This is a genomic window from Limnobaculum zhutongyuii (genome assembly GCF_004295645.1).
In the GTDB taxonomy this organism is placed as follows: domain Bacteria; phylum Pseudomonadota; class Gammaproteobacteria; order Enterobacterales; family Enterobacteriaceae; genus Limnobaculum; species Limnobaculum zhutongyuii.
On the sequence record NZ_CP034752.1, the window covers coordinates 4,153,943 to 4,178,623 of the forward strand.

Annotated in this window: 24 protein-coding genes; 11 read left to right on the plus strand and 13 right to left on the minus strand. The window is 46.4% G+C overall.

What is annotated here, in order from left to right; translation table 11 throughout:
• Positions 1 to 75 precede the first annotated feature (75 nt).
• The 8 genes from rpsG to EKN56_RS18630 form a co-directional block, all read right to left on the minus strand.
• On the minus strand, positions 76 to 546 hold the full coding sequence (gene rpsG / locus EKN56_RS18595) for a 30S ribosomal protein S7 (RefSeq protein ID WP_108900587.1): 471 nt from the start codon (positions 544 to 546) through the stop codon (positions 76 to 78).
• A 96-nt stretch (positions 547 to 642) separates the two neighbouring features.
• Positions 643 to 1,017, minus strand: a complete 375-nt coding sequence (gene rpsL, locus EKN56_RS18600) for a 30S ribosomal protein S12 (RefSeq protein WP_047779685.1) — start codon at positions 1,015 to 1,017, stop codon at positions 643 to 645.
• A gap of 195 nt (positions 1,018 to 1,212) precedes the next feature.
• Positions 1,213 to 1,503 carry a sulfurtransferase complex subunit TusB gene (gene tusB / locus EKN56_RS18605; protein ID WP_130593150.1) on the minus strand — a complete coding sequence of 97 codons (291 nt, stop codon included), beginning with the start codon at positions 1,501 to 1,503 and terminating at the stop codon, positions 1,213 to 1,215.
• Positions 1,504 to 1,512: 9 nt separating this feature from the next.
• On the minus strand, positions 1,513 to 1,872 hold the full coding sequence (gene tusC, locus EKN56_RS18610) for a sulfurtransferase complex subunit TusC (RefSeq protein WP_130593151.1): 360 nt from the start codon (positions 1,870 to 1,872) through the stop codon (positions 1,513 to 1,515).
• An 11-nt stretch (positions 1,873 to 1,883) separates the two neighbouring features.
• Positions 1,884 to 2,270 (minus strand): sulfurtransferase complex subunit TusD, encoded by a 387-nt coding sequence (gene tusD / locus EKN56_RS18615; RefSeq protein ID WP_168189716.1) that lies wholly within the window; start codon positions 2,268 to 2,270, stop codon positions 1,884 to 1,886.
• A 2-nt stretch (positions 2,271 to 2,272) separates the two neighbouring features.
• The gene (locus tag EKN56_RS18620) at positions 2,273 to 2,986 is read right to left on the minus strand and encodes a helix-turn-helix transcriptional regulator (RefSeq protein WP_130593153.1); all 714 of its coding nucleotides are present in this window, start codon (positions 2,984 to 2,986) and stop codon (positions 2,273 to 2,275) included.
• Positions 2,987 to 3,142: 156 nt separating this feature from the next.
• Complete coding sequence (gene fkpA / locus EKN56_RS18625; protein ID WP_130593154.1) at positions 3,143 to 3,931, minus strand: FKBP-type peptidyl-prolyl cis-trans isomerase; 789 nt, start codon at positions 3,929 to 3,931, stop codon at positions 3,143 to 3,145.
• Between the two features lie 268 nt (positions 3,932 to 4,199).
• Positions 4,200 to 5,396 carry an FKBP-type peptidyl-prolyl cis-trans isomerase gene (locus EKN56_RS18630; RefSeq protein ID WP_130593155.1) on the minus strand — a complete coding sequence of 399 codons (1,197 nt, stop codon included), beginning with the start codon at positions 5,394 to 5,396 and terminating at the stop codon, positions 4,200 to 4,202.
• Between the two features lie 168 nt (positions 5,397 to 5,564).
• Here EKN56_RS18630 and EKN56_RS18635 point away from each other — a divergent pair, with 168 nt between their 5' ends.
• On the plus strand, positions 5,565 to 5,792 hold the full coding sequence (locus tag EKN56_RS18635) for a protein SlyX (RefSeq protein WP_130593156.1): 228 nt from the start codon (positions 5,565 to 5,567) through the stop codon (positions 5,790 to 5,792).
• A gap of 89 nt (positions 5,793 to 5,881) precedes the next feature.
• Here the strand turns inward: EKN56_RS18635 and slyD are convergent, their stop codons facing one another.
• The 3 genes from slyD to kefG all read right to left on the minus strand — a co-directional run bounded on the left by slyD (position 5,882) and on the right by kefG (position 9,061).
• The gene (gene slyD / locus EKN56_RS18640; protein WP_130593157.1) at positions 5,882 to 6,508 is read right to left on the minus strand and encodes a peptidylprolyl isomerase; all 627 of its coding nucleotides are present in this window, start codon (positions 6,506 to 6,508) and stop codon (positions 5,882 to 5,884) included.
• 163 nt (positions 6,509 to 6,671) lie between these two features.
• On the minus strand, positions 6,672 to 8,510 hold the full coding sequence (gene kefB, locus EKN56_RS18645) for a glutathione-regulated potassium-efflux system protein KefB (protein WP_130593158.1): 1,839 nt from the start codon (positions 8,508 to 8,510) through the stop codon (positions 6,672 to 6,674).
• Positions 8,510 to 9,061 carry a glutathione-regulated potassium-efflux system ancillary protein KefG gene (gene kefG / locus EKN56_RS18650; protein WP_130593159.1) on the minus strand — a complete coding sequence of 184 codons (552 nt, stop codon included), beginning with the start codon at positions 9,059 to 9,061 and terminating at the stop codon, positions 8,510 to 8,512. The genes kefB and kefG overlap by 1 nt, the downstream gene beginning before the upstream one ends.
• 357 nt (positions 9,062 to 9,418) lie before the next feature.
• Here kefG and EKN56_RS18655 point away from each other — a divergent pair, with 357 nt between their 5' ends.
• A complete protein-coding gene (locus EKN56_RS18655) occupies positions 9,419 to 11,341 on the plus strand; it encodes an ABC transporter ATP-binding protein (RefSeq protein WP_130593160.1) in 1,923 nt (640 codons plus the stop codon).
• A gap of 57 nt (positions 11,342 to 11,398) precedes the next feature.
• Here the strand turns inward: EKN56_RS18655 and EKN56_RS18660 are convergent, their stop codons facing one another.
• The gene (locus tag EKN56_RS18660) at positions 11,399 to 12,001 is read right to left on the minus strand and encodes a LysE family translocator (protein WP_130593161.1); all 603 of its coding nucleotides are present in this window, start codon (positions 11,999 to 12,001) and stop codon (positions 11,399 to 11,401) included.
• A gap of 101 nt (positions 12,002 to 12,102) precedes the next feature.
• On the opposite strand from EKN56_RS18660, the gene EKN56_RS18665 reads away from it, so the two are divergent.
• The 5 genes from EKN56_RS18665 (at position 12,103) to EKN56_RS18685 (ending at position 17,363) form a co-directional block, all read left to right on the plus strand.
• Positions 12,103 to 13,083 (plus strand): hydrolase, encoded by a 981-nt coding sequence (locus EKN56_RS18665; protein WP_130593162.1) that lies wholly within the window; start codon positions 12,103 to 12,105, stop codon positions 13,081 to 13,083.
• Entirely contained in the window at positions 13,080 to 13,328 is a 249-nt protein-coding gene (locus EKN56_RS18670) for a YheU family protein (protein WP_130593163.1), read from the plus strand. The genes EKN56_RS18665 and EKN56_RS18670 overlap by 4 nt, the downstream gene beginning before the upstream one ends.
• A gap of 84 nt (positions 13,329 to 13,412) precedes the next feature.
• Positions 13,413 to 14,282: a phosphoribulokinase gene (locus EKN56_RS18675; RefSeq protein ID WP_130593164.1), complete on the plus strand. Its 870-nt coding sequence runs from the start codon at positions 13,413 to 13,415 to the stop codon at positions 14,280 to 14,282.
• Between the two features lie 296 nt (positions 14,283 to 14,578).
• Entirely contained in the window at positions 14,579 to 15,211 is a 633-nt protein-coding gene (gene crp / locus EKN56_RS18680; protein ID WP_027273485.1) for a cAMP-activated global transcriptional regulator CRP, read from the plus strand.
• Positions 15,212 to 15,281: 70 nt separating this feature from the next.
• On the plus strand, positions 15,282 to 17,363 hold the full coding sequence (locus EKN56_RS18685; protein WP_130593165.1) for a YccS/YhfK family putative transporter: 2,082 nt from the start codon (positions 15,282 to 15,284) through the stop codon (positions 17,361 to 17,363).
• A gap of 220 nt (positions 17,364 to 17,583) precedes the next feature.
• On the opposite strand, the gene argD is transcribed toward EKN56_RS18685, so the two are convergent.
• On the minus strand, positions 17,584 to 18,810 hold the full coding sequence (gene argD / locus EKN56_RS18690) for a bifunctional acetylornithine/succinyldiaminopimelate transaminase (RefSeq protein ID WP_130593166.1): 1,227 nt from the start codon (positions 18,808 to 18,810) through the stop codon (positions 17,584 to 17,586).
• Positions 18,811 to 19,136: 326 nt separating this feature from the next.
• On the opposite strand from argD, the gene manD reads away from it, so the two are divergent.
• The 4 genes from manD (at position 19,137) to EKN56_RS18710 (ending at position 24,386) form a co-directional block, all read left to right on the plus strand.
• Positions 19,137 to 20,351, plus strand: a complete 1,215-nt coding sequence (gene manD / locus EKN56_RS18695; protein WP_130593167.1) for a D-mannonate dehydratase ManD — start codon at positions 19,137 to 19,139, stop codon at positions 20,349 to 20,351.
• A 14-nt stretch (positions 20,352 to 20,365) separates the two neighbouring features.
• Positions 20,366 to 21,379, plus strand: a complete 1,014-nt coding sequence (locus EKN56_RS18700) for a Zn-dependent oxidoreductase (RefSeq protein WP_130593168.1) — start codon at positions 20,366 to 20,368, stop codon at positions 21,377 to 21,379.
• A 74-nt stretch (positions 21,380 to 21,453) separates the two neighbouring features.
• Positions 21,454 to 22,860 carry an MFS transporter gene (locus tag EKN56_RS18705; protein ID WP_130593778.1) on the plus strand — a complete coding sequence of 469 codons (1,407 nt, stop codon included), beginning with the start codon at positions 21,454 to 21,456 and terminating at the stop codon, positions 22,858 to 22,860.
• Positions 22,861 to 22,904: 44 nt separating this feature from the next.
• A complete protein-coding gene (locus EKN56_RS18710) occupies positions 22,905 to 24,386 on the plus strand; it encodes a mannitol dehydrogenase family protein (RefSeq protein WP_130593169.1) in 1,482 nt (493 codons plus the stop codon).
• Positions 24,387 to 24,681: the final 295 nt, after the last annotated feature.

Here is a 24,681-nt window from a genome sequence, read left to right on the forward strand (position 1 = left end):
TCGTTCTTCAGATAACCCATGCGGGTCAACTTAAAAAGCGCCCGCATGATGATTAGCATAACTACCGAAAAAAAATTACCAGCGGTAGTGGGCGAACGCCTTGTTGGCTTCAGCCATACGGTGAACGTCTTCACGTTTCTTAACTGCAGTACCTTTGTTCTCTGCAGCATCAGACAGTTCATTCGCTAAGCGTAAAGCCATGGATTTATCACCGCGTTTACGAGCAGCTTCTACAATCCAACGCATGGCAAGTGCATTACGGCGAACCGGACGAACTTCAACCGGTACCTGATATGTAGAACCACCAACACGACGAGACTTAACTTCTACAGTCGGTCTTACGTTGTCCAGGGCAATTTCAAAAGCTTCCAGTTCGTTCTTACCTGAACGCTGAGATAAAGTCTCAAGCGCAGTATAAACGATAGCTTCTGCGGTAGATTTTTTACCATCTACCATTAAAATATTTACAAATTTGGCCAGTAAGTCAGATCCGAACTTAGGATCTGGCAGAATTTTACGTTGACCAATGACGCGACGACGTGGCATGGAAATACTCCGTTGTTAATTCAGGATTGTCCAAAACTCGATGAGTTTATTTTGACATTAAGTTAAAAATGTTTGGCCTTACTTAACGGGTAACCATTAAGCCTTCGGCTTCTTCACGCCATACTTGGAACGGGCTTGCTTACGGTCTTTAACACCTGAGCAGTCCAGCGCGCCACGGACGGTGTGATAACGCACACCCGGCAGGTCTTTAACACGGCCACCACGGATCAGGATCACGGAGTGCTCCTGCAGGTTATGACCTTCACCACCGATATATGAAGAAACTTCAAAACCGTTAGTTAAACGTACACGACAAACTTTACGTAATGCAGAGTTTGGTTTTTTTGGAGTGGTGGTATATACGCGAGTACATACTCCACGTTTCTGCGGGCAAGCTTCCAGCGCAGGAACGTTGCTTTTTGCAACCTTCATTGAGCGCGGTTTGCGTACCAGCTGATTAATTGTTGCCATTAAAAAAAGCTCCTGGTTTTTTTACTTTCGTAAACACGTAATAAATCGATCCCTGAATGCATAGGTACACTGAGGGACGCAAAATTTTATGGCTGAAGAGGGTAACTGTCAAGAAATATACAGTATTGAACAATGAACAAAGGGGTGGACTGTTTGATTTATCAGAATATTCACTAAAACAATAATCAATAAATGTCACCAATTCACTTGAGGATAATGGTCGACACTGAGATCCACCAGGCCTGAGTAATCAATAATCTCAACGCGACTATCGATAAGTAGCAATAGCCCCCGGGCATCGACATCTTCCCGAAGTACATAAATATTTATTGGGTTACGCTGTACTAATCGTACCAACCAGCGACTATCCTTTAACGCTGCCGTTACACCATCCTGCAATAACACCAACACATCACCCTGCCCTATGGTATTCACCAGTGCGCTCATATCAATTTGATAAGGCGAATGTGAGACGGTATGTAACACAGTTAATCCTTAAAAAGTTAACACTACATCGTAACCCGATAAACGTTCATGCATTTGTTGCTGGTTCAAACGAATGGCGTCGATGACCAATACGGTATCTTGATCAATTCCACGTTCAAACATTGAATCCGTGCAAACAAAGCATTGTTCAATATTGTATAACGCCAGAACACCAAAGGTAGCAATATAATTACGCATCAGGATCTGATCGGGTTGTTGTTCGGGAAGCAGTTGAAAAACACCATCGGAAAGAAATAACAGGCCGATCTCTTCCGTCAGGGCTGAGGTGGCTAAAACAGCATCTAATCCTTCTCTGCCGCCGGAGGAGCCATGGGGAACATGAGTAAACACAAAGGCTATTTTCTTCATAATCAGCCCGCCTAAAACTGCATCACGCGATCGCAAGTCAGCATCGCTTCCGCCAATGAGCCCAATCCGCTTAGCACAAATCCCGGCTGTAAATTAGCTGCTGCTTGTTGGCGTAATGTCGCCTCTTGTTCATCCACCACGCCACGACGCAACGCCGCTGCAACACAAACATTTAGCACTGTGCCTTGTTGCTCAGCTAATCGTTGCCAGCTTCGGACTAAATCAAACTCATCACTGGCCGGTGAGACCAGTTGGTTAGCATTGCTAATTCCTTCCTGATAAAAGAATACGCTCGTCAACTTATGACCACGGCTAATCAATGCCTGCGCAAATTGCCAGGCGCTGGTTGCCTGCTGGGTGCCATAAGCCGGGCCGGTAACCACCAGCGTATAACTCAAACTCACCGGTCATTTCCTGAAAAATCACCGTTCTTAAACTGGCGGATATAGAGGTAAACCGTGTGTTTAGAAATATTCAGACGATCGGCAACCTGATTAATTGAATCTTTAATATCAAAAATTCCTTTTTCATACAGGTTAAGTACGATTTGGCGATTTTTGGCATTATTTGATACGTTCCGATCGGCATTCACTTCTTCAATACTGAATTCCAATGTTTGAGCAACCAGATCGTCAACCGATGAGGCAAAGTTAACATTAGAATGAACATCTTTGGTTTCTGGTGGAATAAAGGTTTGCATAATCTGGGAGAAAGGCACATCCAGATTCATATTAATACACAGTAATCCAATAACCCGATGGTCTTTATTGCGGATAGCAATCGTCAGCGATTTCATTAATGAACCGCTTTTTGCTCGTGTAAAGTAGGCTTTAGAAACACTACTGTCATCATTTGACATAGCATGCAGCATTCGCAATGCCATATCAGTAATTGGAGAACCTATTTTACGTCCGGTATGCTCGCCATTGGCAATACGAACAGCCGAACATTTTAAATCTTCCAGCGAATGCAAAACGATTTCACAATGCGAGCCAATCAGCATAGCTAAACCATCAACTACCGATTCATAAGAGCGCAGAATATCGTGATCTTCGCTGGTAAATGGCTGCTCATCCAACGTCTCATATTCGCCGGATAGCGGTGAATCAGACATGATAACTCTCCAATATATTTAGTCCATATTGGTCCTCAGACGGAAAAAACCTGGAGACTCATTCTTAACAAGTGTTGGATAGTTTAACAAAAACAGTGCCGACATAAGAAATAAAAAAACCGCAGTGGAATTCTGCGGTTTTTTCAGAGCAAAGCGTTATTGCTTATCTTTTGCCGACGCTGCTGCAGGTGCTTCCGCTTTTTCAGACTTAACGTCCAGTAATTCAACCTGGAACACTAAAGTAGAATTAATTGGAATTCCCGGAACAACGTTTTCACCGTAGGCTAAAGATGGTGGAATAACCATCGTCATTTTTCCGCCCTTCTTCAGGAATTTTAATCCTTCAGTCCAGCCTGGGATCACGCTATCCAGACGGAAAGTGGCAGGTTGCCCACGAGTATAGGAGTTATCAAACTCGGTACCATCAATCAAGGTACCTTTATAATTCACCACTACAGAATCGCTGTCGCCTGGTGCGTTACCGGTACCTGCAGTTTCTACTTTATATAACAGGCCAGATGCGGTTTTCTTTACACCATCTTCTTTAGCGAAAGTATCACGATAGGCTGCGCCTTTTTCTTCGTTAACTTTGCCATCAGCCAGCATTTTAGCATGTGCTTTTTCTTTCACGCGGGCTTCAAACGTCTGTAAGGTTTGCTCAATTTCAGCATCAGTTAATTTACTTTTGCTTTCAAAGGCATCTTTAAAGCCAGCCTGGATTTGGGAGCGATCTAACACTACACCTAACTTATCCTGATCCTTCAGAGAGTTAGTCATATAACCACCCAGAGAAGCACCTAACGCATAGGCAGCCTTCTGGTCTTCGCTGTCAAACTTAGCCGGAGCGGCGCTTTTTGGTGCTGCAGTTGCAGCAGTGTTGGCCATTGCCCCAGTAGCGAAAGCCATTGCGGTCGCTAGCAGCGTTACTTTAAATAATGATTTCATCTACATCTCCGGTGATAGGACATATGTTGTTATGCGATAAAACAGAATTCGAATTCTATACCATACAGGCTAATTCTAGACAGACGCAAAGAGTATCAAATTATCTTATTACCCAAAAAGAATAGCCCATTATGCTAATTACTCATCTTCGACAACATAAATTAAAATGGTTCGCTGAAATGAAGAATTCTCTTCATCAGCGAACCATAAATCATTATATAGCTCAGATAAATAACTACGGTCAGCCTTTCAACTCAGCTATCCGTGATTATTTCGATTTAGTCGGATTAACCTGCAATACTTTAATATTAAAAATTAACGTCGCATTTGGTGGAATACCCGGTAAAGCACCTTTAGCACCATACCCTTGCTCCGGTGGCACAACCAGTTTAATTTCACCGCCTCTGCCTGCCAATTTAATACCACTACGCAAAGCAGGAATAACATCCGCTACTTTTAAAGTAATTGGCGAAGCCGTTTTTTCAAACACCGCACCATTTACCCGCATACCTTGTAGCTCAACGACAACAATGTCTTTATCAGCAATCGCTGCACCAGTGCCTTTCTTGTCAACTAAATAGAGCAGCCCTGTTTTACTTTTCTTCACGCCATCCATTTTGGAAAATTCAGCCTGATATGCATCGCCCATCTCACGTTCCCGTGCGGCTTCCTGCTCCATCTTGGCCTTGTTCAGCGTGTTAACTTGATCGTCAAACGCCGCCATGGTTTTTTTAACCATTGCGTCATCCATTTTTATATCACTGGCAAAGGTATCAACAATACCCGCCAGCACGATATTAGGATCAAGCGTGATATGCAGTTTCTTTTGCTGAGCCATATTTTCTTGCAGGTAACGCGCCAGCGTTACACCACTGGCGTAAGCGCGCTTTTGTTCTTCACTGTTCAGAGAAAATTTTACGGATGATAATGGCGTGGTTTCCAGTTCGGTGACCACTGGCGCTGGCTCTTTCTTCGGTTCAGCAGTGGGAGTAACCTCTCCAGTCGTTGATACCGAAGCCGCATTAGCTGGGGCCGTTTCTGTTGCCGGAGTGGCTTCTGTAGCTGCTACTTTTTCCGCAGGGGCTGGAGCCGTGTCGGTTACTGCTGGGGTTTCACTCGTTACCGGAGCTGTTTCTACAACAGGGGTAGAATTTGTCGCCGCAGGCTCAGTGACAGCTTGCTGCGTACTCATCTTTGGGTCTGATACGCTATCCTTAGCAGGTTCTGCTGCTGAAGATGGCTGGCTATTCTTCTGTTCTTCTGCTGCTACAGGTGTTGCATCAGTCGGTTGTTCAACCTTTGTCGCTTCCGGTTGAGATGGTGCAGCAGTTGTCGCTGGTTGAACAGCAGCAGCAGTTTGTTCAGCTTTAGTATCTGACGCAGCAGGATTAGCGAATACGGTAAAAACAGGCAGCGTTAACAACAGCGCCCCAATCGCATATGAAGGCTTATTTAAAAAAGACATCAATATATTCCTTGTGTTTCATTGTAGAATAGAGCCATTAACGGTCAACATCTCCTGCCGGTTGCATTACTGGCAAGCACACTGATATTTATGCGCATCTTACAAATTTCTGCGCTGATTTATATCACATTCATAGTACGAGATTCATCATGATTCACCGGAGAAAATATGCAACAACTAAACTCTGACAGCCTGTTACAACGACTGGAACTACTGGAGAGTCGTCTGGCTTTTCAAGAGGTGACTATTGAAGATCTCAATCAGGCAGTCATTCAGCATCAACTTGAAATTGCTAAGCTTCAGGAGCAGTTAAGACTGCTGACAGATAAGCTGAAAGCCTCTCAACCATCGATGATAGCTTCACAATCAGAAGAGGTTCCCCCTCCACATTACTGATGCTTCATCAAAACTATAGCGGTAGCTTAGTCAAAAAATAAAATGGCAGCTTTAATTAAGCTGCCATTTTGTTACTTCTTAAATAATGATTAGTGGCTGCAGCCACAACCACCGTGGCCTTTACCATGACCACCACAGCCGCCTTCACCGTGTTCGTGGTCATGATCGTGACCACCGCCGCCACAGCAACCGCCGCCATCACCGTGACCATGACCGCCACAGCAGCCACCTTCACCATGTTCGTGATCGTGCTCACCGTGAACATGGCCATGAGCCAGCTCTTCCGGTGTTGCTTCACGAATAGCAACAACTTCAACATTAAAGTTAAGATTTTGGCCAGCCAGCATATGGTTGCCATCTACCACAACGTGGTCGTCTTCTACTTCGGTGATTTCAACCGGCACTGGACCTTGATCGGTATCAGCCAGGAAACGCATACCGACCTGAAGCTCGTCAACACCCATAAATACATCTTTAGGTACGCGCTGAACCAAGACTTCATCATAGTTACCATAAGCTTCGTTAGCCGGTACAAACACGTCAAAACGATCGCCTACATTATGATCTTCTAATGCTTTTTCTAAACCTGCGATCAGAGAACCATGTCCATGCAGATAATCTAACGGTGCGCTCACCGGAGACTCATCAACTAATACACCGTCTTCTGTACGAACCTGATAGGCCAGGCTGACCACTAGGTCTTTTGCTACTTTCATGATTTCTCCTACCGTTGATACTTAATTTCCGCTGATTGTAGCTGAAATCAACGGCGCTGTACTCACTGAGATAAAAATTTAGGCAACTTTATATTACTAAGTATGATGAAAGTCGACTAATTGATTGAGATCCTGCGGCCTCTTTAGCATATCTTTTTTTCGACTAATCCTGCTCTTCGTGCCGTGCTTCCTGTACTTCATCATCCAGATCCCAGGCGTCAGATAACTTACTGTCATGCTGAATTTCTCGCTGGAACAGATTTTCCAGTTCACGTCGTGCTTCTGCCACTCGCGATACTTGCTGAACCTCACCCTGTCGCACAGGCACCAGCTCACGCAGCATATTCTCATCCAGCCGCTTAAAGTACTGTTGGGCACGATAGGCCTGATGAGGATGCATCCCCAGATCGATAAGAGCCTTACGTCCTAAATCAAGGGCACTGGAGAATGTCTCCCGGGAGAATAATTCAACACCAGCACTCAACAGTTCATGGGCCTCAACCCGACCTCTGGCACGAGCCAGAATCGATAAATTAGGGAAGTATTGCTGACACAGACGAACCACCGTCATAGTCTCTTCCGGCAAGTCACTGGCAATAATAATGGCTTTGGCTTTTTCCGCTCCGGCGGCGCGTAACAACTCAAGTTCAGTCGCATCACCGTAGTAAACTTTGTAACCATAGCTACGCAATATACTTACCTGACTGACATCTCGCTCCAGTACCGTCAGACGAATTTCATTTGCCATCAGTAAGCGCCCAACTACCTGACCGAAGCGACCAAATCCAACCACGATTACCTGAGGTTCATCATCTTCGACATCGGATGCTTGTGCGGGTTCATCCCCCGGGTTATAGCGGCGCGCTAATATCTTATCGACCAGTTGCATTAATATCGGCGTGGTCATCATAGAAATGGTCACTACCACTAACAGCATCGCTATCTGTTCTGAATCAAAAATATTCTGAGATTTGGCCGCGGCAAACAGCACAAAGGCAAACTCGCCCCCCTGACTAAGGACTGCAGAAAACTGTAATCGCTCTGAACGGTTAATGCGAAAGAAACGGGCTAATCCGTATAGCACCACGCTTTTAACCAGTAACAGAACACATACACCCACTAACACCTGCAGGATATGCGAGTAGAAAACCCCTAAATTGAGTACCATTCCCACCGAAATAAAGAATAACCCCAGCAGCAAACCTTTAAACGGTTCAATAGCCACTTCCAGTTCATGCTGGTATTCACTTTCTGCCAACAGTACACCCGCCAGAAAAGTACCCAGCGCCATGGAGAAGCCTATTTGCTGCATCAGTACGGCTGCGCCTAATACCACCAGCAAAGCGGTGGCAGTAAACACTTCCCGTACGCCCGAAGCAGCAACATAGCGAAAAATCGGGCGCAATAAATAACGACACCCCAGAACTAAAATTGCCAGTCCAACCACTTTACTGAGAACGGTAAACCAGTCGGCACCAGATCCTCCCGTGCCCGCCAAAATCGGTACCAGCGCCAGAGCAGGAACAACCGCCATATCCTGAAATAGCAACACAGCAAAGCCGGACTGTCCGCCATCACCGCGCATGCCTTTCTCTTTCATCAACTGTAACGCCATTGCGGTAGATGACATCGATAAGCCAATAGCACCAATGATTGCCGCTGACAGGCCAAAACCGGCCCAATACAACAGTCCGCAAAGAACAGCACTGGTAATCAGCACCTGAGCGGTACCCAGACCAAAAATGGGCTTTCTCATTTTCCACAGTTTGGCCGGGTTCAATTCCAGACCAATAACAAACAGCAGCAGAACCACGCCCATTTCAGAAAAATGAAGGATTTCATCAACATCATTAATCAATCGAAATCCCCAGGGACCAATGGCAATACCAGCCACCAGATAACCCAATACCGCACCAATGCCAATTCGCTTTGCCAAAGGAACAGCCAAAACGGCCACGGAGAGAAAAACCAAAACAGCGATAAGTTGGGGTGAAGTTTCCATTATTCGCTATCCTCTTCTGCGGACACACTAAGCCATTCGGCATATTTCAGCGCATGTTGCTGTAATTCATCTTCTTCCAGGCGGCGGGCACGATAAATAATCATTGGGTCAACCCACTCCATTCCACAGGCTTTAGCCATTATTTTGAATGGCAGCAGGATATCATCGAAGGTATAACCCACAGAGCCACCAGGCTGATAGTTACTTTCAGTCGCGCCCGCTGTGACCACCAGTCGAAAACGCTTACCAGAAAGCTCATTGGCACCAATGCTACCAGCGAATTGCAGGTTTAATACCCGGTCAATCCACTCTTTCATCAGGGCAGGACAGCTATAGGTATGAATAGGGAACTGAAAAATAATGACCTCGTGATCTCTTAATAGTTGATGTTCACGATGAGCATTAATAAAAAAATCGGGATAGTAAGCATACAAATCACGGACTGTGACGTTATCCAAGTTGCGGATAACCTTTAATAACGCCTTATTGGCAACCGAGCGCTTGGGCTCCGGATGAGCAAACAAGACGAGGGCTTTTGGCAAGTGCGACATTTTCGCTTCCCCTAAACATCGTCATCACTGACATTTTCCGCTACCATGCATGGCTTATAAATTACTGGTGTGAATCAATGGTGGTTTTATACAACCGTCGCACTCTGTAAGTTTAGCCAGTAAATTAAAATATTGAACAATAATAATATTAAAAAAGAGACTGTTATGAATAACCAGACTCTCGATTGTCAATATGGCTAAGTGCTTTACTTTTAAACAATAATATTAAAAATAGTGTAGCGGCTGCTGTTGTACTCCTCTCACTGTTTTCTATCAATAGTTTCATGCCGTACTTATTTTTAAAGTCGGATATTCACTGTTGATAACCCAACGACTAATAACTTGATATGTGACCCTATGATTGTTTTTTCTTCATTACAGATTCGACGTGGCGTTAACGTTTTGCTTGATAACGCAACAGCAACCATCAATCCCGGACAAAAAGTGGGGCTGGTAGGTAAAAATGGCTGTGGAAAATCGACGCTGCTTTCTCTGTTAAAAGGCGAGCTCTCGGCAGACGGCGGTAATGCCACTTTCCCTGCCAGTTGGGCTTTATCATGGGTCAATCAGGAAACTCCGGCATTAGATATTCCCGCCGTTGAGTATGTTATTGATGGCGATCGGGAGTACCGTCGGCTTGAACATGCATTAGCTGAAGCCAATGAGAAAAACGACGGTAATGAAATTGCTTCACTACACGGCAAGCTGGATGCCATACAGGCATGGACTATCTATCCTCGCGCCTCCAGCCTGCTACACGGTTTAGGTTTCTCTCAGGAGCAGTTACAACAGCCGGTAAGCGCCTTTTCCGGTGGCTGGCGCATGCGTCTGAACCTGGCTCAGGCTCTGCTTTGCCGTTCCGACTTGCTGCTGCTCGACGAACCAACCAACCACCTCGATTTAGATGCGGTAATCTGGCTGGAAAAATGGCTGAAAAGCTACGAAGGAACACTAATCCTGATTTCCCACGATCGCGATTTTCTTGATCCTATCGTGGATAAAATTCTGCATATCGAGCAGCAACAGCTGTTTGAATATACCGGTAACTACTCCTCCTTTGAGCGCCAGCGCGCTACTAAGCTGTCGCAGCAGCAGGCTTTATATCAAAGCCAGCAGGAGAAAGTCGCCCATCTGCAAAGCTATATCGACCGCTTTAAAGCGCAGGCAACCAAAGCCAAACAGGCGCAAAGCCGAATTAAAATGTTAGAACGCATGGAGCTAATTGCGCCTGCACACGTTGATAATCCTTTTAGCTTTAGTTTCCGCCAGCCAGAAAGCCTGCCAAATCCGCTGTTAAGAATGGAAAAAGTCAGTGCAGGTTACGGCGATAAAACCATTTTGCAATCTATCAAGCTGAACCTGGTTCCCGGCTCACGTATCGGTTTACTGGGGCGAAACGGCGCAGGTAAATCTACGCTAATTAAACTACTGGCAGGGGAACTGGCTCCTCAACAGGGAGAGATTGGTTTAGCTAAAGGCATCAAACTGGGTTACTTTGCCCAGCATCAATTAGAAACCCTTCGACCTGACGAATCACCATTACAGCATCTCAGCCGTCTGGCTCCTCAGGAATATGAGCAGCCGCTGCGGGATTATCTGGGAGGCTTTGGTTTTCGCGGTGATAAAGTCAGTGAAAATACCGAACGCTTCTCCGGAGGAGAAAAAGCCCGTTTGGTGCTGGCACTCATCGTCTGGCTACGTCCGAATCTACTGTTGCTCGACGAACCAACTAACCACCTCGATCTGGATATGCGTCAGGCTCTGACCGAAGCGCTGATAGATTTTGACGGTGCTCTGGTGGTTGTTTCCCACGATCGTCATTTACTGCGTTCCACTACCGATGAACTCTATTTAGTTCATGACAAGAAGGTGGAGCCTTTCGATGGTGATTTAGAAGATTATCAGCAGTGGTTAGTTGAGCTGCAAAAGCAAGAAATGCAGCCGGAAGCGAATGATAAAGAGCCAACCGCCAATAGCGCCCAGGCACGTAAAGATCAGAAACGTCGGGAAGCAGACTTCCGTACCCAAACTCAGCCCATTCGTAAAAAGATCGATAAATTGGATATTGAGCTAAACAAGCTGGCAAAACAGTTAAGTGATATTGAACTGGCCCTGTCGGATACCGCAATTTATGAGGCGGAGAAAAAAGCCGAACTCACAAAACTGCTGCAACAACAGGTTAGTGTAAAATCAGCTCAGGAAGAGACTGAAATGAACTGGCTGGAACTGCAGGAGCAGTTAGAAGAGATGACGACCAGTTTTAATCTGGGGAATGATTAACGCTGAATGACAGAGGCGGTGATTATCATCGCCTCTGCTAATAATATTTTGCTTTCACTACAACCAGATAAGCACCACACAGCCCGCCGTCAGAATACCCATGGTGATATTAAAAATTGCCCACGACTTACGACTTTGCAGCAAACGGCCAATGGCAGAACCAAAGCCCATCCAGATAAATCCGGCTACCAGATTGACCATAAACATGGCAACACTAATGGCGATCACCGATGCGCTATACATATCCCCGGCCAGGCTGTAGCTGGCGATTGAACCAATCCCCATTAGCCAGGCTTTAGGATTCAACGCCTGTAACAGTAATCCCTGATATAACCGAACCGGTTGTGCTGTTCCTTTTTCTGTCTCCAGTTTCTCATAGCGGGAAGTGGCAATTTTCCACGCCAGCCAAATCAGATAGAGGCTACCTGCAATTTTGAGTGCCAGATGTAGTGAAGGATAGGCGGTTACCAAGGTTCCCACACCCATAGCAACCAACAGCAGCAATAATTGCATGCCGATCATGATGCCAAACATCAATGGTAACGATCGGGTAAAACCAAAATTAGCAGTCGAAGAGGTGAGTAACATATTATTTGGACCCGGTGTAACCGCCGCTATCCATAAAAACATCGACATAGAAAGAAACCAGCCTAACTCCATTCTGTAGAACCCTTTACCAGTGAGAGATGTTTAATCATTCCATTCAAGCTAGCAGTGTGATATTGATCGCACAAGTCCCCAAGAGTGAAAATAATTTTGTTATGGATGCACAATTTCGACCCATACCGGGCACCGCTAACCCACACATACAAACTCTGCTGCCGCGAATTATTCGCAGAAAGATCAGTCTGGATCCGGTATGGCAGCGTCTGGAACTTCCGGACGGCGATTTTATCGATGTTGCCTGGAGTGAAGATCCTTATCAGGCCAAACATAAGCCTCGTCTGGTATTGTTTCACGGTTTAGAAGGCAACTTTTACAGCCCTTATGCCCATGGTTTACTGGCGGTTTGCCGTCAAAACGGCTGGCTGGGGGTGGTTATGCATTTTCGCGGCTGTAGCGGTGAACCTAACCGTAGCCCTCGCGCTTATCATTCCGGTGAAACCAGCGATACGCGCTTTTTCCTCAACTGGATACAGAATACGCTGGGAGAAGCCCCTACCGCAGCCGTCGGCTACTCGCTGGGTGGCAATATGCTGGGCTGCTATCTGGCTGAAGAAGGCGATCGCGTGCCTCTGCAAGCGGCGGTGATTGTCTCTGCTCCGCTGATGCTCGATCCTTGTTCCCGTCGTCTGGAACAAGGCTTATCGAAAGTCTATCATCGCTATCTACTTGGCCTGCTAAAACAGAGTACTAAACGTAAACTTATCCGTTACCCCGACATTATGCCGCTGCCCGATTTATCGCTGAAAAATATTCGTTCGATCCGTCAGTTTGATGATGCCCTTACTGCACCATTGCATGGATTTAAAGACGCTACCGATTATTATCAAAAGTGCAGTGCCCTGCCGGTTTTACATCAGGTACGTATTCCTCTGCTGATTATTCATGCCAAAGACGATCCCTTTATGGCACCCGATGTGATCCCTGCGAAAAACAGCCTGCCCGAAAATATTGAATATCAGTTAACGGAACATGGCGGTCATGTTGGCTTTGTCAGTGGCACATGGAAAAAACCGCAAATGTGGCTGGAACATCGCATTCCTGAATGGTTAACCGGCTATCTGGAGAACAACAAATGATGATTCCGTGGCAGCAACTGGCGCCCGAAACGCTGGAGAGTATTATTGAATCCTTTGTTCTGCGTGAAGGTACCGATTACGGAGAGCACGAAAGATCGTTACAGCAGAAAGTGGATGACGTTAAACGTCAGCTAAAAAGTGGTCAGGTAATATTGGTTTGGTCAGAGCTGCATGAAACCATCAATATTATGCCCAAAGATCGGTTCAGTGATGATATGGAAGAGCAGCCTTATCCGGAGTATTGATTCATCTGAATAAAATTTTATGACAGCCCTGCACCAATCCGACTATGCTCTGGTAATAACAACGAAAACTAAGGAATCAGGTTAATGTCAGCAAAACATCCGATCATTGCAGTAACTGGTTCCAGCGGAGCCGGTACTACTACCACCAGTCTGGCCTTCAGAAAAATCTTTCAGCAGCTAAATTTAAGCGCTGCACGCATTGATGGTGATGCATACCATCGTTATACGCGTCCGGAGATGGATGCGGAAATTCGTAAAGCCAGAGAGCAAGGGCGCCACATCAGTTATTTTGGTCCCGAGGCGAACGACTTCGCTCTGCTGGAAAACAGTTTTATTGAATATGGAAAAACCGGAAACGGACGCACACGTAAGTACTTGCATACTTATGATGAAGCGGTTCCCTATAATCAAACACCCGGTACTTTTACCCCCTGGCAACCGCTGCCTGAAACCACCGACCTGCTATTTTATGAAGGTCTGCATGGCGGCATCGTCACCGCAAAACATAATGTTGCCCGGCATGTCGATTTGCTGGTTGGAGTCGTTCCTATCGTTAACCTGGAGTGGATACAAAAGCTGATCCGCGACACCGTGGAACGAGAACACTCCCGGGAAGCGGTACTGGATTCTGTTGTGCGTTCAATGGACGACTACATCAATTACATCACCCCACAGTTTTCCCGGACGCATATCAACTTCCAACGCGTCCCCACCGTTGATACCTCTGACCCGTTTTCTGCGAAAAGTATTCCAACTATGGACGAAAGTCTGGTCGTTATTCACTTCAGGGGGCTGACAGGAATTGATTTTCCCTATTTACTGGTCATGTTACAGGGATCGTTTATCTCCCAAACAAACACTTTAGTGATTCCAGGAGGGAAGTTGGGGCTGGCTATGGAGTTAATTATCACACCATTAATACAACAATTATTAGAAGGCAGAATATTAGAATAGGGAAATGAGGATAAAACAGGCGAATAACCCGAATCAGCGCCGCTTAACCCTCATTTTAGTAAGACAACACGAGACTCTTGGCTCAACCTGTGTTAAAACCATAGTGTGGGTATAACAGATAAATTAGAGTTTGCTCAGGCTGATGCAATACTAACCCACAAACACCTCTATATTCTTTTTTACATCAGCTATAATAGCGCTCACCTGGCAAGTTATATGCTTCGGGGCGGGTAAGATTTTCGGCAAGCTTCTCGCTTTGCTGTGTTAGGCAGTGACTACAAAGAGGATAACAACAAATGGTTCTCGGCAAACCGCAAACAGACCCTACTCTCGAATGGTTTTTATCTCATTGTCATATTCATAAATATCCATCCAAGAGCACACTTATTCACCAAGGTGAAAAAGCAGAAACTCTTTACTATATTGTAAAGGGTGCCGTAGCCGTTCTGATTAAGGATGAAGAAGGTAAAGAGATGATCCTCTCCTATCTCAATCAGGGGGATTTCATCGGAGAACTTGGCCTGTTTGAAGAAGGTCAGGAGCGCAGTGCCTGGGTCAGGGCAAAAACAGCATGTGAAGTTGCTGAAATTTCCTATAAGAAGTTTCGCCAGCTGATTCAAGTTAACCCAGATATTTTAATGCGTTTATCTGCTCAGATGGCCAGCCGCTTACAGGTTACCTCTGAGAAAGTAGGAAGCCTTGCCTTCCTTGATGTTACGGGCCGTATCGCACAGACATTACTCAACCTGGCTAAACAGCCGGATGCAATGACTCATCCAGACGGAATGCAAATTAAGATCACCCGTCAGGAAATTGGTCAAATTGTTGGATGTTCCCGTGAAACGGTAGGACGTATTTTAAAAATGCTGGAAGATCAAAACCTGATCTCCGCTCATGGAAAGACTATCGTTGTCTACGGGACTCGTTAAATAATAAAGAGAAGCGGATAGGTTTACGGCCTCCAAATGCCATATCCGCTTTCTTTTCCCGGGGAGGCCTATGTGGCGACGAGTCATTTATCATCCAGAAGTCAATTATGCTCTGCGCCAAACTTTAGTTCTCTGTTTGCCTGTCTTGCTGTTTTGGCTACTCGACGATCTGGCAACCGGCTTTTTACTCTCCCTTGTTCCTGCCTGCTGCAGTATTGGTGGTCTCGACACTCCCCATAAACACTTTTTCAAACGGCTGGCTATTGGTGGCTCACTGTTTGTTATTAGCAGTGTATTGTTACAGTTTCTGCTGCTGTGGTCAGTTCCGCTGCCGTTCTGCATGCTTATTCTGACCCTCCTGTTTGGTGTAACGGCGGAAATCAGTCCGCTTTATGGACGATTAATGCCTGCGGCATTAGTGACCGCCATTTTTACGCTCAGTATGGCGGGGAATTTACCTATCTGGCGAGTAGCCATATTATTTGCCATTGGCACGTTCTGGTATGGTTTATTTATCCACCTGTGGTTTCGGCTCTGGCAAGAACAACCCATGCGAGAATCACTTAGCCTGCTTTTTCGTCAGTTAGCTTACTATTTTGAAGAGAAATACAGCTTATTAACCCAACATACCGATCCTGAAAAAGCACTCCCTCCCCTACTGTTACGCCAACAGAAAGTGATGGATATCATCACGTTGATTTATCAGCAAATCTATATGATTCCCAATCTGAAGCACCCTCGTCATCGGCGATTAATTCAGGCGTTTCAGGTGGCTCTCGATTTGCAGGAGCACATTACCGTCAGCCTGCACCAGCCTGCGGAAGTACAAAAGCTGGTTGAGCAAAGTCAGGCCGAAGCTATTATTCGTCATAATGCAAAATCTATTAGTCAACGCTTACAGGTATTAGCTGATGATATCCTCTATCATCGACGCCCAACGCCTTTCAGTATGGAGACGGAATTATCAGCACTGGAGAAAATTACCAGACAGCATCCTGATAATCCGGTTGGGGCTTTTTGTTATTATCATTTCAGTCGCATTGCCCGCTTGCTTAGCCGTCAAAAGCCGTTATACAACCACACATTGATGCCGATACAAAATCGTCTTCCTTTTTGGCAAGCGCTAAAAAATTATTGTTCGCTTAAATCTGCCGCTCTCAGAAATGCCGCACGTCTTGGTCTTACATTAGCGGCAGGTGCCGGAATTGGTCTGACGCTCAATCTGCCTAAGCCCTACTGGATACTGATGACCATTATGGTGGTTAGCCAAAATGGCTATAACGCGACCCGAATTCGAATTCAGCACCGCTCACTGGGCACCATGATCGGTATTCTTGCCGGAGCAGCAATTTTGCATCTCTACTACTCGCAAAATCTGATGTTGATTTTGATGTTAGTTCTGACGTTTTGCTCTTATCTGATAGTGCGTAAAAATTATGGTATTGCAGTCATTGGATTCACCATTACCGCCCTCTATACCTTACAGATTATCTCTAACAGCGGTATGAATTACCTGTTGCCGCGCCTGATCGATACGGTTATTGGCTGTATGCTGGCATTTGCCAGTAGCCTGTGGTTATGGCCTCAATGGCAAAGTGCGTTATTACGTAAAAATGCTCACAATGCGCTGGAGACCTATCAACAGCATCTGCGGCAAATATTTAATCGGACCAATGATATTGCTGAACTGGCTTATACCCGAATGAAGGTTAACCAGGCTCACAATACGCTTTTTACCGCATTGAATCAGGCCATGCAGGAACCGGGGTTTAATACTCGCTATTTAGCCGATATGCGCCTGTGGGTTACCCATAGCCAGTTTTTAGTTGAGCACCTGAATGCAATGACCACTATCGCCCGGGACCAATACGTCTTGGTTCCGGCGTTAGCACAGAATTATTTAAACACCTGTGAGATTTTGATTCAGACCTGTCAGCAACGTCTGGAATATGACGGTCCCAGCGGTGATACCAGCATATTGCCTATTGTGGAATCCGGGGATAAGGATGAGTTATCAGAAACCTCAATGGAAAAACATATCGAACGGATACTGGCGCACCTTACGACAATGCATACTATTTCTTCACTGGCGTGGCAGCAGAGGCCACATCATGGAATGTGGTTGAAGCGGAGATTGAGAGAAGAGGGGTAGCTGGTAATTTTTTGAAAATTTACCTCGGTGGATATTCCGGCCGTAAACACCATGTATTCATATCATCACTGTGCTCGGCCGGAAGGGCTACGTACTCAGCTTCGGAGTGCTTCGGGCCTAGCCCGCCTAGGGGCACTTCGTTGGCTTACGCCAAGTCGACCCCAACGGCGGTCTCTCCCTCAGATTAACTCCGCTCGTTCATAACTATTTCCCGTTTTAATTATTTCCCCTTAGCCTCAACCATTTGTTTTACCGCTTTTTCAAAGCAATCCATCCCCTGTTGTAGATCTTTTTCCGGGATAACCAGAGATGGAGCAAAACGGATTACGTTAGGGCCGGCATTGAGTAACATCAGGCCATTTTCTACTGCCGCAGCAAGAAACTCTCTCGCCATGCCCTGATAGCCGGGCTGCAGTTCCGCACCGATTAACAAACCCAAGCCACGAATGTCGGTAAATACATGATAGAGCTGATTAATTTCTTCCAGACGGGTGACGATATACTCATAGCGTGATTGCACACCTGACAGCACCTCTGGCGTATTGATCACATCAAATGCCGCTTCTGCTACCGCACAGGCCAGCGGGTTGCCGCCATAGGTAGTGCCGTGAACGCCGGGTTCCATCACTTGCGCGACGTCATCAGTAGTTAGCATAGCGCTAATTGGGAAACCACCTCCCAGCGCTTTGGCAGAGGTCAAAATATCCGGAACAATGCCGTATTGCATATAGGTAAACAGTGAACCGGTTCTACCCATACCTGACTGTACCTCATCAAATACTAACAGCGCTTTATATTGGTCACACAGTTCTCTGACGCCACGTAAAAACTCGGCATCAACCGGGGTGATACCCCCTTCTCCCTGAATCGGTTCCAATACCACGGCACAGGTATGATCATCAATAACCGCTTTAACCGCATCCAGATCGTTAAAAGGAATATGCACAATATCCGCTGGTTTTGGGCCAAAGCCATCGGAGTATTTAGGCTGCCCACCAACGGAAACGGTAAACAGGGTGCGGCCATGAAAGGCGTTATTAAACGCAATAATTTTGGTTTTATAAGGACTATGGCGAGTAATCGCATAACGACGGGCCAGCTTAAATGCGGCTTCATTGGCTTCAGCACCCGAATTGGCAAAAAACACCCGATCGGCAAAGGTTGAATCAATCAGTTTCCGGGCCAGCCGCAAAGCTGGTTCGTTGGTGAACAGGTTACTGGTATGCCAAATCATCTCACCTTGGGTATTCAGTGCTTTAACTAAAGCAGGATGGCAATGTCCCAGAGCGGTAACCGCAATACCGCTGGAAAAGTCGATATACTCATTTCCCTGCTGATCCCAGACTCGGCTTCCCTTGCCTTTAACCGGAACAAAGGCCGCTGGCGCATATACGGGTAACATAACGTTATCAAAAGTATTGCGATTAACTGACGAATTACTATCCATAAAACAACCCTATTAATTTCACCGCGAATGACTCCACACTACCAAGATTGCATATAAAATCAATTTGTATAGATAAAAATATCAATAAAAATCCTTTATTCATTAACAATAAATTAATTATTAAAATAGATTCGATAAATAACAATTCATTATTATTAAATAATTAATCATGCCGTGTTGTCGCTACCACGGTGATTTTGGTCACAGATCTCAAACTTTCCTTTATAAACATTCTAGACCTACTTGTATGGTAGTTAATCCAGAAGTATCTTGTGCTTACTTTCTATACCGAATTAGTTCTCTTATTCCGTCAGGATGGATGCATTATGAAAATTGTAAAGGCTGAAGTTTTTGTAACCTGCCCGGGCCGTAACTTTGTTACCGTCAAGATCACTACCGATGAAGGCATTTATGGCATAGGTGATGCCACCCTCAATGGACGTGAGCTCTCCGTTGCCTCCTACCTTAAAGATCATCTTTGCCCACAACTGATTGGCCGCGACGCTCATCAAATCGAAGATATCTGGCAATTTTTCTACAAAGGCGCTTACTGGCGTCGCGGTCCAGTCACGATGTCCGCTATCTCTGCCATTGATATGGCACTGTGGGATATCAAAGGCAAAGCAGCAAATATGCCGCTTTATCAGCTACTCGGTGGCGCCTCACGCACCGGAGTTATGGTGTATTGCCATACCACCGGCCGCACTATTGATGAAGTGCTGGAAGACTACGCTAAGCATAAAGAGATGGGCTTTAAGGCCATCCGCGTTCAGTGTGGCGTACCGGGAATGAAAACCACCTATGGTTTAAGCAAAGGTAAAAACCTGGCTTATGAACCAGCCACCAAAGGCCACTATCCGGAAGAGCAGCTGTGGTCTACCGAGAAATATCTGGATTTCACACCAAAACTGTTTGATGCAGTACGTAATAAGTTTGGTTTTGATGAACATCTGCTGCATGACATGCACCATCGCCTGACACCAATTGAAGCGGCTCGTTTTGGCAAAAGCATTGAAGACTACCGCATGTTCTGGATGGAAGACCCAACACCGGCGGAAAATCAGGAGTGTTTTCGTCTGATCCGTCAGCATACCGTTACCCCTATCGCCGTGGGTGAAGTGTTCAACAGTATCTGGGACTGCAAACAGCTAATTGAAGAACAACTGATCGACTATATCCGTACTACCATCACCCATGCCGGTGGCATCACCCATATGCGTCGCATTGCTGACTTCGCTGCCATGTATCAGGTACGTACCGGTTCCCATGGCCCATCCGACCTTTCACCAATTTGCCACGCGGCAGCACTGCATTTTGACCTGTGGGTACCGAACTTTGGTGTACAGGAATATATGGGCTACTCCGAGCAAATGTTAGAGGTCTTCCCACACAACTGGACCTTTGATGATGGCTACATGCACCCAAGCGATAAACCGGGTCTGGGTATCGATTTCGATGAAAAACTGGCTGCCAAATATCCCTATGAAGCTGCCTACTTGCCGGTTGCCCGTTTAACTGACGGCACGCTGTGGAACTGGTGATTAAGGAGAACAACATGAAAAGCGTAGTCATTCAACAACCCGAAGTTTTAGTCATTGAAGATCGCCCGGTACCACAGCCACAGGTTGGCGAAGTGCGTTTGCGGGTAGAAAGTGCCGGTATCTGTGGTTCCGATGTACATATCTATCGCGGCCATAACCCTTTTGCTAAATATCCGCGAGTCATCGGTCATGAATTCTTTGGTCGTATTGATGCGGTAGGTGAAGGCGTAGATAAATCTCGTGTTGGCCAACGTGTCGTTGGCGATCCGGTAGTCAGTTGTGGCCATTGCTACCCTTGTTCGGTAGGCCGTCCGAATGTTTGCACCTCTTTACAAGTTATTGGTGTACATCGGGACGGCGGATTCAGTGAATATATCACGTTACCGGCAAGGAATGCCCATATCGTTCCTGACAGCATCCCGGATCGGGAAGCAACGATGATTGAGCCTTTTACCATTGCTGCAAATATCTGTAGTCAAATGAACCCTGGCCCTCTGGATGTTGCTCTGGTTTATGGCGCAGGTCCAATGGGTTTGACTTCTATTCAGGCACTGCGTGGCGTGTATGGCGTTAAGGAGATCATTGTTGCAGATCGTATCGACGAGCGCTTAGCCATGGCCAAAGAGAACGGAGCCGATCGCGTTATCAACAATACCGATATCGACCTGAGCGCAGAGCTGGCAAAGCTGGGTATCCGCCCGACGCTGATTATTGATGCTGCATGCCACCCGTCAATTCTGCCAGAAGCCATTGGTTTAGCATCACCAGCAGCTCGTATTGGCATTATGGGTTTCTCTTCTGACCCTTGCGTCATTAATCAACAGGGTATCACCAGTAAAGAGCTGACGATTCATAGCTCTCGCCTCAACAGTAATCGTTTCCCGATGGTTATTGACTGGATGAACAGCAAAAAAATCCATCCTGAAAAACTGATTACTCATCAATTTGATTACACACAAGTCGTTGAAGCAATGGAGATATTCGAAAAGGATCCTAAGTTCTGTTGCAAAGTTTTATTGAAGTTTTAACAGAAAACCTCTGTACCCAAACCTTTTCTGTATATATAACAACAACTGTAGAGAGCAGAAATATGACTAAAAGCATGGAATCAACAAATAACAAACCGGAAAGAAGTACTTCTGACCTGGTTAAGGCCGCGGTTTCCGGCTGGCTGGGAACCGCCCTCGAATTTATGGATTTTCAGCTGTACTCACTGGGTGCCGCGCTGGTTTTCCATGAGATTTTTTTCCCTGAACAATCGGCAGCTATGGCGCTGATTCTGGCGATGGGGACCTACGGTGCGGGATATATCGCACGTATCGTTGGTGCCTTTATCTTCGGCAGAATGGGTGACACCATCGGCAGAAAGAAAGTCCTGTTTATCACCATCACCATGATGGGTATCTGTACCACGCTGATTGGGGTATTACCTACCTACGCTCAAATTGGCATCTTCGCACCACTGTTACTGATTACCTTACGTATCATTCAGGGACTGGGCGCGGGAGCCGAAATCTCTGGTGCAGGCACCATGCTGGCAGAGTATGCGCCTAAAGGTAGACGCGGCATTATCTCTTCACTGGTAGCGATGGGAACCAACTGCGGAACATTAAGCGCCACGGCTATTTGGGCGGTGATGTTTGTTATGCTCGACAGAGAGCAACTGCTTGACTGGGGATGGCGTATTCCGTTCCTGTCCAGTGTGGTTGTTATGATCTTTGCGGTTTGGTTACGAATGAACCTGAAAGAGAGCCCGGTATTTGAGCAGGCCAGCGAAAACGCGGCGACAGAAACCGCAGCCGCGAAAAAAGCCGCTTCAGAAGAAAGCTCAATTCTTTCTATGTTCACCAGCAAATCCTTCTGGCTGGCAACCGGCTTGCGTTTTGGGCAGGCGGGTAACTCTGGCTTAATTCAGACCTTCCTGGCCGGTTATTTAGTACAAACCCTGCTATTTGAAAAACGTATTCCAACCGATGCGTTAATGATTAGCTCAATTCTTGGGTTCCTGACCATTCCCCTATTGGGCTGGCTGTCTGACAAAATTGGTCGTCGTTTGCCTTATATCGTTCTGAGCATCAGTGCCATCATCTTAGCCTATCCAATGATCTCAATGATTGTTGATAAAACCGGTGAAGTTAACGTGATTATGGCCTGCATTATCATTATTCATAACGTTGCGGTACTGGGTCTGTTCGCCCTTGAAAACATTACCATGGCCGAAATGTTTGGCTCACGTAATCGCTTTACCCGGATGGCAATTTCTAAAGAGACCGGTGGTCTGGTTGCGGTAGGTTTTGGCCCGGTACTGGCAGGAATCTTCTGTAATATGACCGACTCCTGGTGGCCAATCGTGGTGATGATTATTGTCTATTCATCTATCGGTTTAATTTCAGCTATCTGTATGCCTGAAGTAAAAGATCGCGATCTGAGCGATCCAAGAGATGCGGCGGAAGTCCCAGCTCACGAGGCATCTGCGGTTGATGTTCGCCGTAGTGCGGCAGAAGTTTAATTAGAACAACGCTTATTTATCTTTTAACAGGTGAACCGAACGATATGAATTTATCAAACACATCATTACGCAATCTGCCGAAAAATGTCGTAGTGCCTGGCTACGACAGAACCAGACTACAGACTCGAATTGTGCATTTAGGCTTCGGCGCGTTTCACCGCGCCCATCAGGCAGTTTATGCCGACATTCTGGCATCAGAATACGGCAGCAACTGGGGATATTGTGAAGTTAATCTGATTGGCGGTGAACAGCAGATTAGCGATTTAAACTCACAAGATCTGTTGTATTCAGTGGCAGAAATGGCTTCTGAAGGCTGGTCAGGCCGCGTGGTGGGCGTGGTTCGCCGTGCTATTCATGGTGAAGTCGATGGTATCAACAGCGTGCTGGAAGCCATGGCACAGCCAGAGATTGCCATCGTTTCTATTACCATTACTGAAAAAGGCTATTGCTATCAGCCAGCTACCGGCACGCTAATCGAAGATCACCCGCTGATTCAGCATGATATTGCTAACCCATCAACGCCAAAATCAGCGCCCGGCGCAATTGTTCAGGCTTTACGACTGCGTCGCGACCGTAATCTTCCTGCTTTTAGTGTGATGTCCTGCGATAACATGCCGGAAAATGGTCATGTCACCCGCAATGTGGTTCTGGCGTTAGCCCGTCTTCAGGATGCTCAACTGGCAAACTGGATTGAAACTAACGTCAGCTTCCCGTCGACCATGGTGGACCGCATTGTACCTGCCGTTACCCCGGAAACGCTGGAGAAAATCACTCAGCAGCTTGGTGGAATTAACGACCCCGCAGGCGTGGCCTGCGAACCGTTCCGCCAGTGGGTGATTGAGGATAACTTTGTTAATGGCCGTCCAGAGTGGGAAAAAGCCGGGGCCGAGCTGGTACAAGACGTGTTGCCATTTGAAGAGATGAAACTGCGTATGCTAAACGGCAGCCATTCATTTCTGGCCTATCTTGGCTATCTGGCTGGATATCAGCATATTAACGACTGTATGCAAGATGACAACTACGCCACTGCTGCGCGCCATCTGATGCTAAGTGAACAGGCACCAACGTTGCGAACTCAGGGGGTCGATCTGGAAGCCTATGCCGACTCTCTGCTTAATCGCTATCGTAATACAGCTCTGAAGCACCGTACCTGGCAAATCGCAATGGATGGAACGCAGAAGCTACCGCAGCGTATGTTGGATTCAGTACGCTACCATCTTGCCCATAACAGTCGCTTTGACTGTCTGGCGCTGGGTATTGCAGCCTGGATGCGTTACGTTGGTGGTATTGATGAGCAAGGACAAGCGATTGAAGTTAGCGATCCGCTGCTGGAACAGCTAAAAGCATTGGTTGCTACCAGTGAAGAAGGGGCTGAACGGGTAAAAGCATTGCTGTCACTGGAAGTGGTGTTTGGCAAAGCGCTACCACAAAATGCTCGCTTTGTTACGGCCGTAACTGAAGCCTATCTGCAGTTGTTACAGTCTGGTGCCAGGCAGAGCGTTGCTTTACTGGTTAAGCAGTTTTGATAAACCATCCAATTTATCAGTTCGTAAATAGCCACCCCTTGGGTGGCTCAGAGCAATGATAAAGTCTGGTTTATTCAGTTTTGTGTTTTAAAATAGCCGATTGTCGGGAGGGACTCCCGTGGGGGTCGACTTGGCGTAAGCCAACGAAGCGCCCGTAGGGAGGCCAGGCCCGACACACGTTGAAGCCAAGTCAGACGGTCTTCCGGTCGAGCACAAAGCCAATATAAACAATTTTAGATTTTACGACCGGAATATTCATTGAGGCCAATTGTTCTGGTTTGTCAGCAGTCTGTGT

Coding starts and splice junctions, on each gene's coding strand:
- rpsG (WP_108900587.1), bottom strand. CDS start 546: ATGCCACGTCGTCGCGTCATTGGTCAACGTAAAATTCTGCCAGATCCT.
- rpsL (WP_047779685.1), bottom strand. CDS start 1,017: ATGGCAACAATTAATCAGCTGGTACGCAAACCGCGCTCAATGAAGGTT.
- tusC (WP_130593151.1), bottom strand. CDS start 1,872: ATGAAGAAAATAGCCTTTGTGTTTACTCATGTTCCCCATGGCTCCTCC.
- EKN56_RS18620 (WP_130593153.1), bottom strand. CDS start 2,986: ATGTCTGATTCACCGCTATCCGGCGAATATGAGACGTTGGATGAGCAG.
- fkpA (WP_130593154.1), bottom strand. CDS start 3,931: ATGAAATCATTATTTAAAGTAACGCTGCTAGCGACCGCAATGGCTTTC.
- EKN56_RS18630 (WP_130593155.1), bottom strand. CDS start 5,396: ATGTCTTTTTTAAATAAGCCTTCATATGCGATTGGGGCGCTGTTGTTA.
- EKN56_RS18635 (WP_130593156.1), top strand. CDS start 5,565: ATGCAACAACTAAACTCTGACAGCCTGTTACAACGACTGGAACTACTG.
- slyD (WP_130593157.1), bottom strand. CDS start 6,508: ATGAAAGTAGCAAAAGACCTAGTGGTCAGCCTGGCCTATCAGGTTCGT.
- kefB (WP_130593158.1), bottom strand. CDS start 8,510: ATGGAAACTTCACCCCAACTTATCGCTGTTTTGGTTTTTCTCTCCGTG.
- kefG (WP_130593159.1), bottom strand. CDS start 9,061: ATGTCGCACTTGCCAAAAGCCCTCGTCTTGTTTGCTCATCCGGAGCCC.
- EKN56_RS18655 (WP_130593160.1), top strand. CDS start 9,419: ATGATTGTTTTTTCTTCATTACAGATTCGACGTGGCGTTAACGTTTTG.
- EKN56_RS18660 (WP_130593161.1), bottom strand. CDS start 12,001: ATGGAGTTAGGCTGGTTTCTTTCTATGTCGATGTTTTTATGGATAGCG.
- EKN56_RS18665 (WP_130593162.1), top strand. CDS start 12,103: ATGGATGCACAATTTCGACCCATACCGGGCACCGCTAACCCACACATA.
- EKN56_RS18670 (WP_130593163.1), top strand. CDS start 13,080: ATGATGATTCCGTGGCAGCAACTGGCGCCCGAAACGCTGGAGAGTATT.
- EKN56_RS18675 (WP_130593164.1), top strand. CDS start 13,413: ATGTCAGCAAAACATCCGATCATTGCAGTAACTGGTTCCAGCGGAGCC.
- crp (WP_027273485.1), top strand. CDS start 14,579: ATGGTTCTCGGCAAACCGCAAACAGACCCTACTCTCGAATGGTTTTTA.
- EKN56_RS18685 (WP_130593165.1), top strand. CDS start 15,282: ATGTGGCGACGAGTCATTTATCATCCAGAAGTCAATTATGCTCTGCGC.
- argD (WP_130593166.1), bottom strand. CDS start 18,810: ATGGATAGTAATTCGTCAGTTAATCGCAATACTTTTGATAACGTTATG.
- manD (WP_130593167.1), top strand. CDS start 19,137: ATGAAAATTGTAAAGGCTGAAGTTTTTGTAACCTGCCCGGGCCGTAAC.
- EKN56_RS18700 (WP_130593168.1), top strand. CDS start 20,366: ATGAAAAGCGTAGTCATTCAACAACCCGAAGTTTTAGTCATTGAAGAT.
- EKN56_RS18705 (WP_130593778.1), top strand. CDS start 21,454: ATGGAATCAACAAATAACAAACCGGAAAGAAGTACTTCTGACCTGGTT.
- EKN56_RS18710 (WP_130593169.1), top strand. CDS start 22,905: ATGAATTTATCAAACACATCATTACGCAATCTGCCGAAAAATGTCGTA.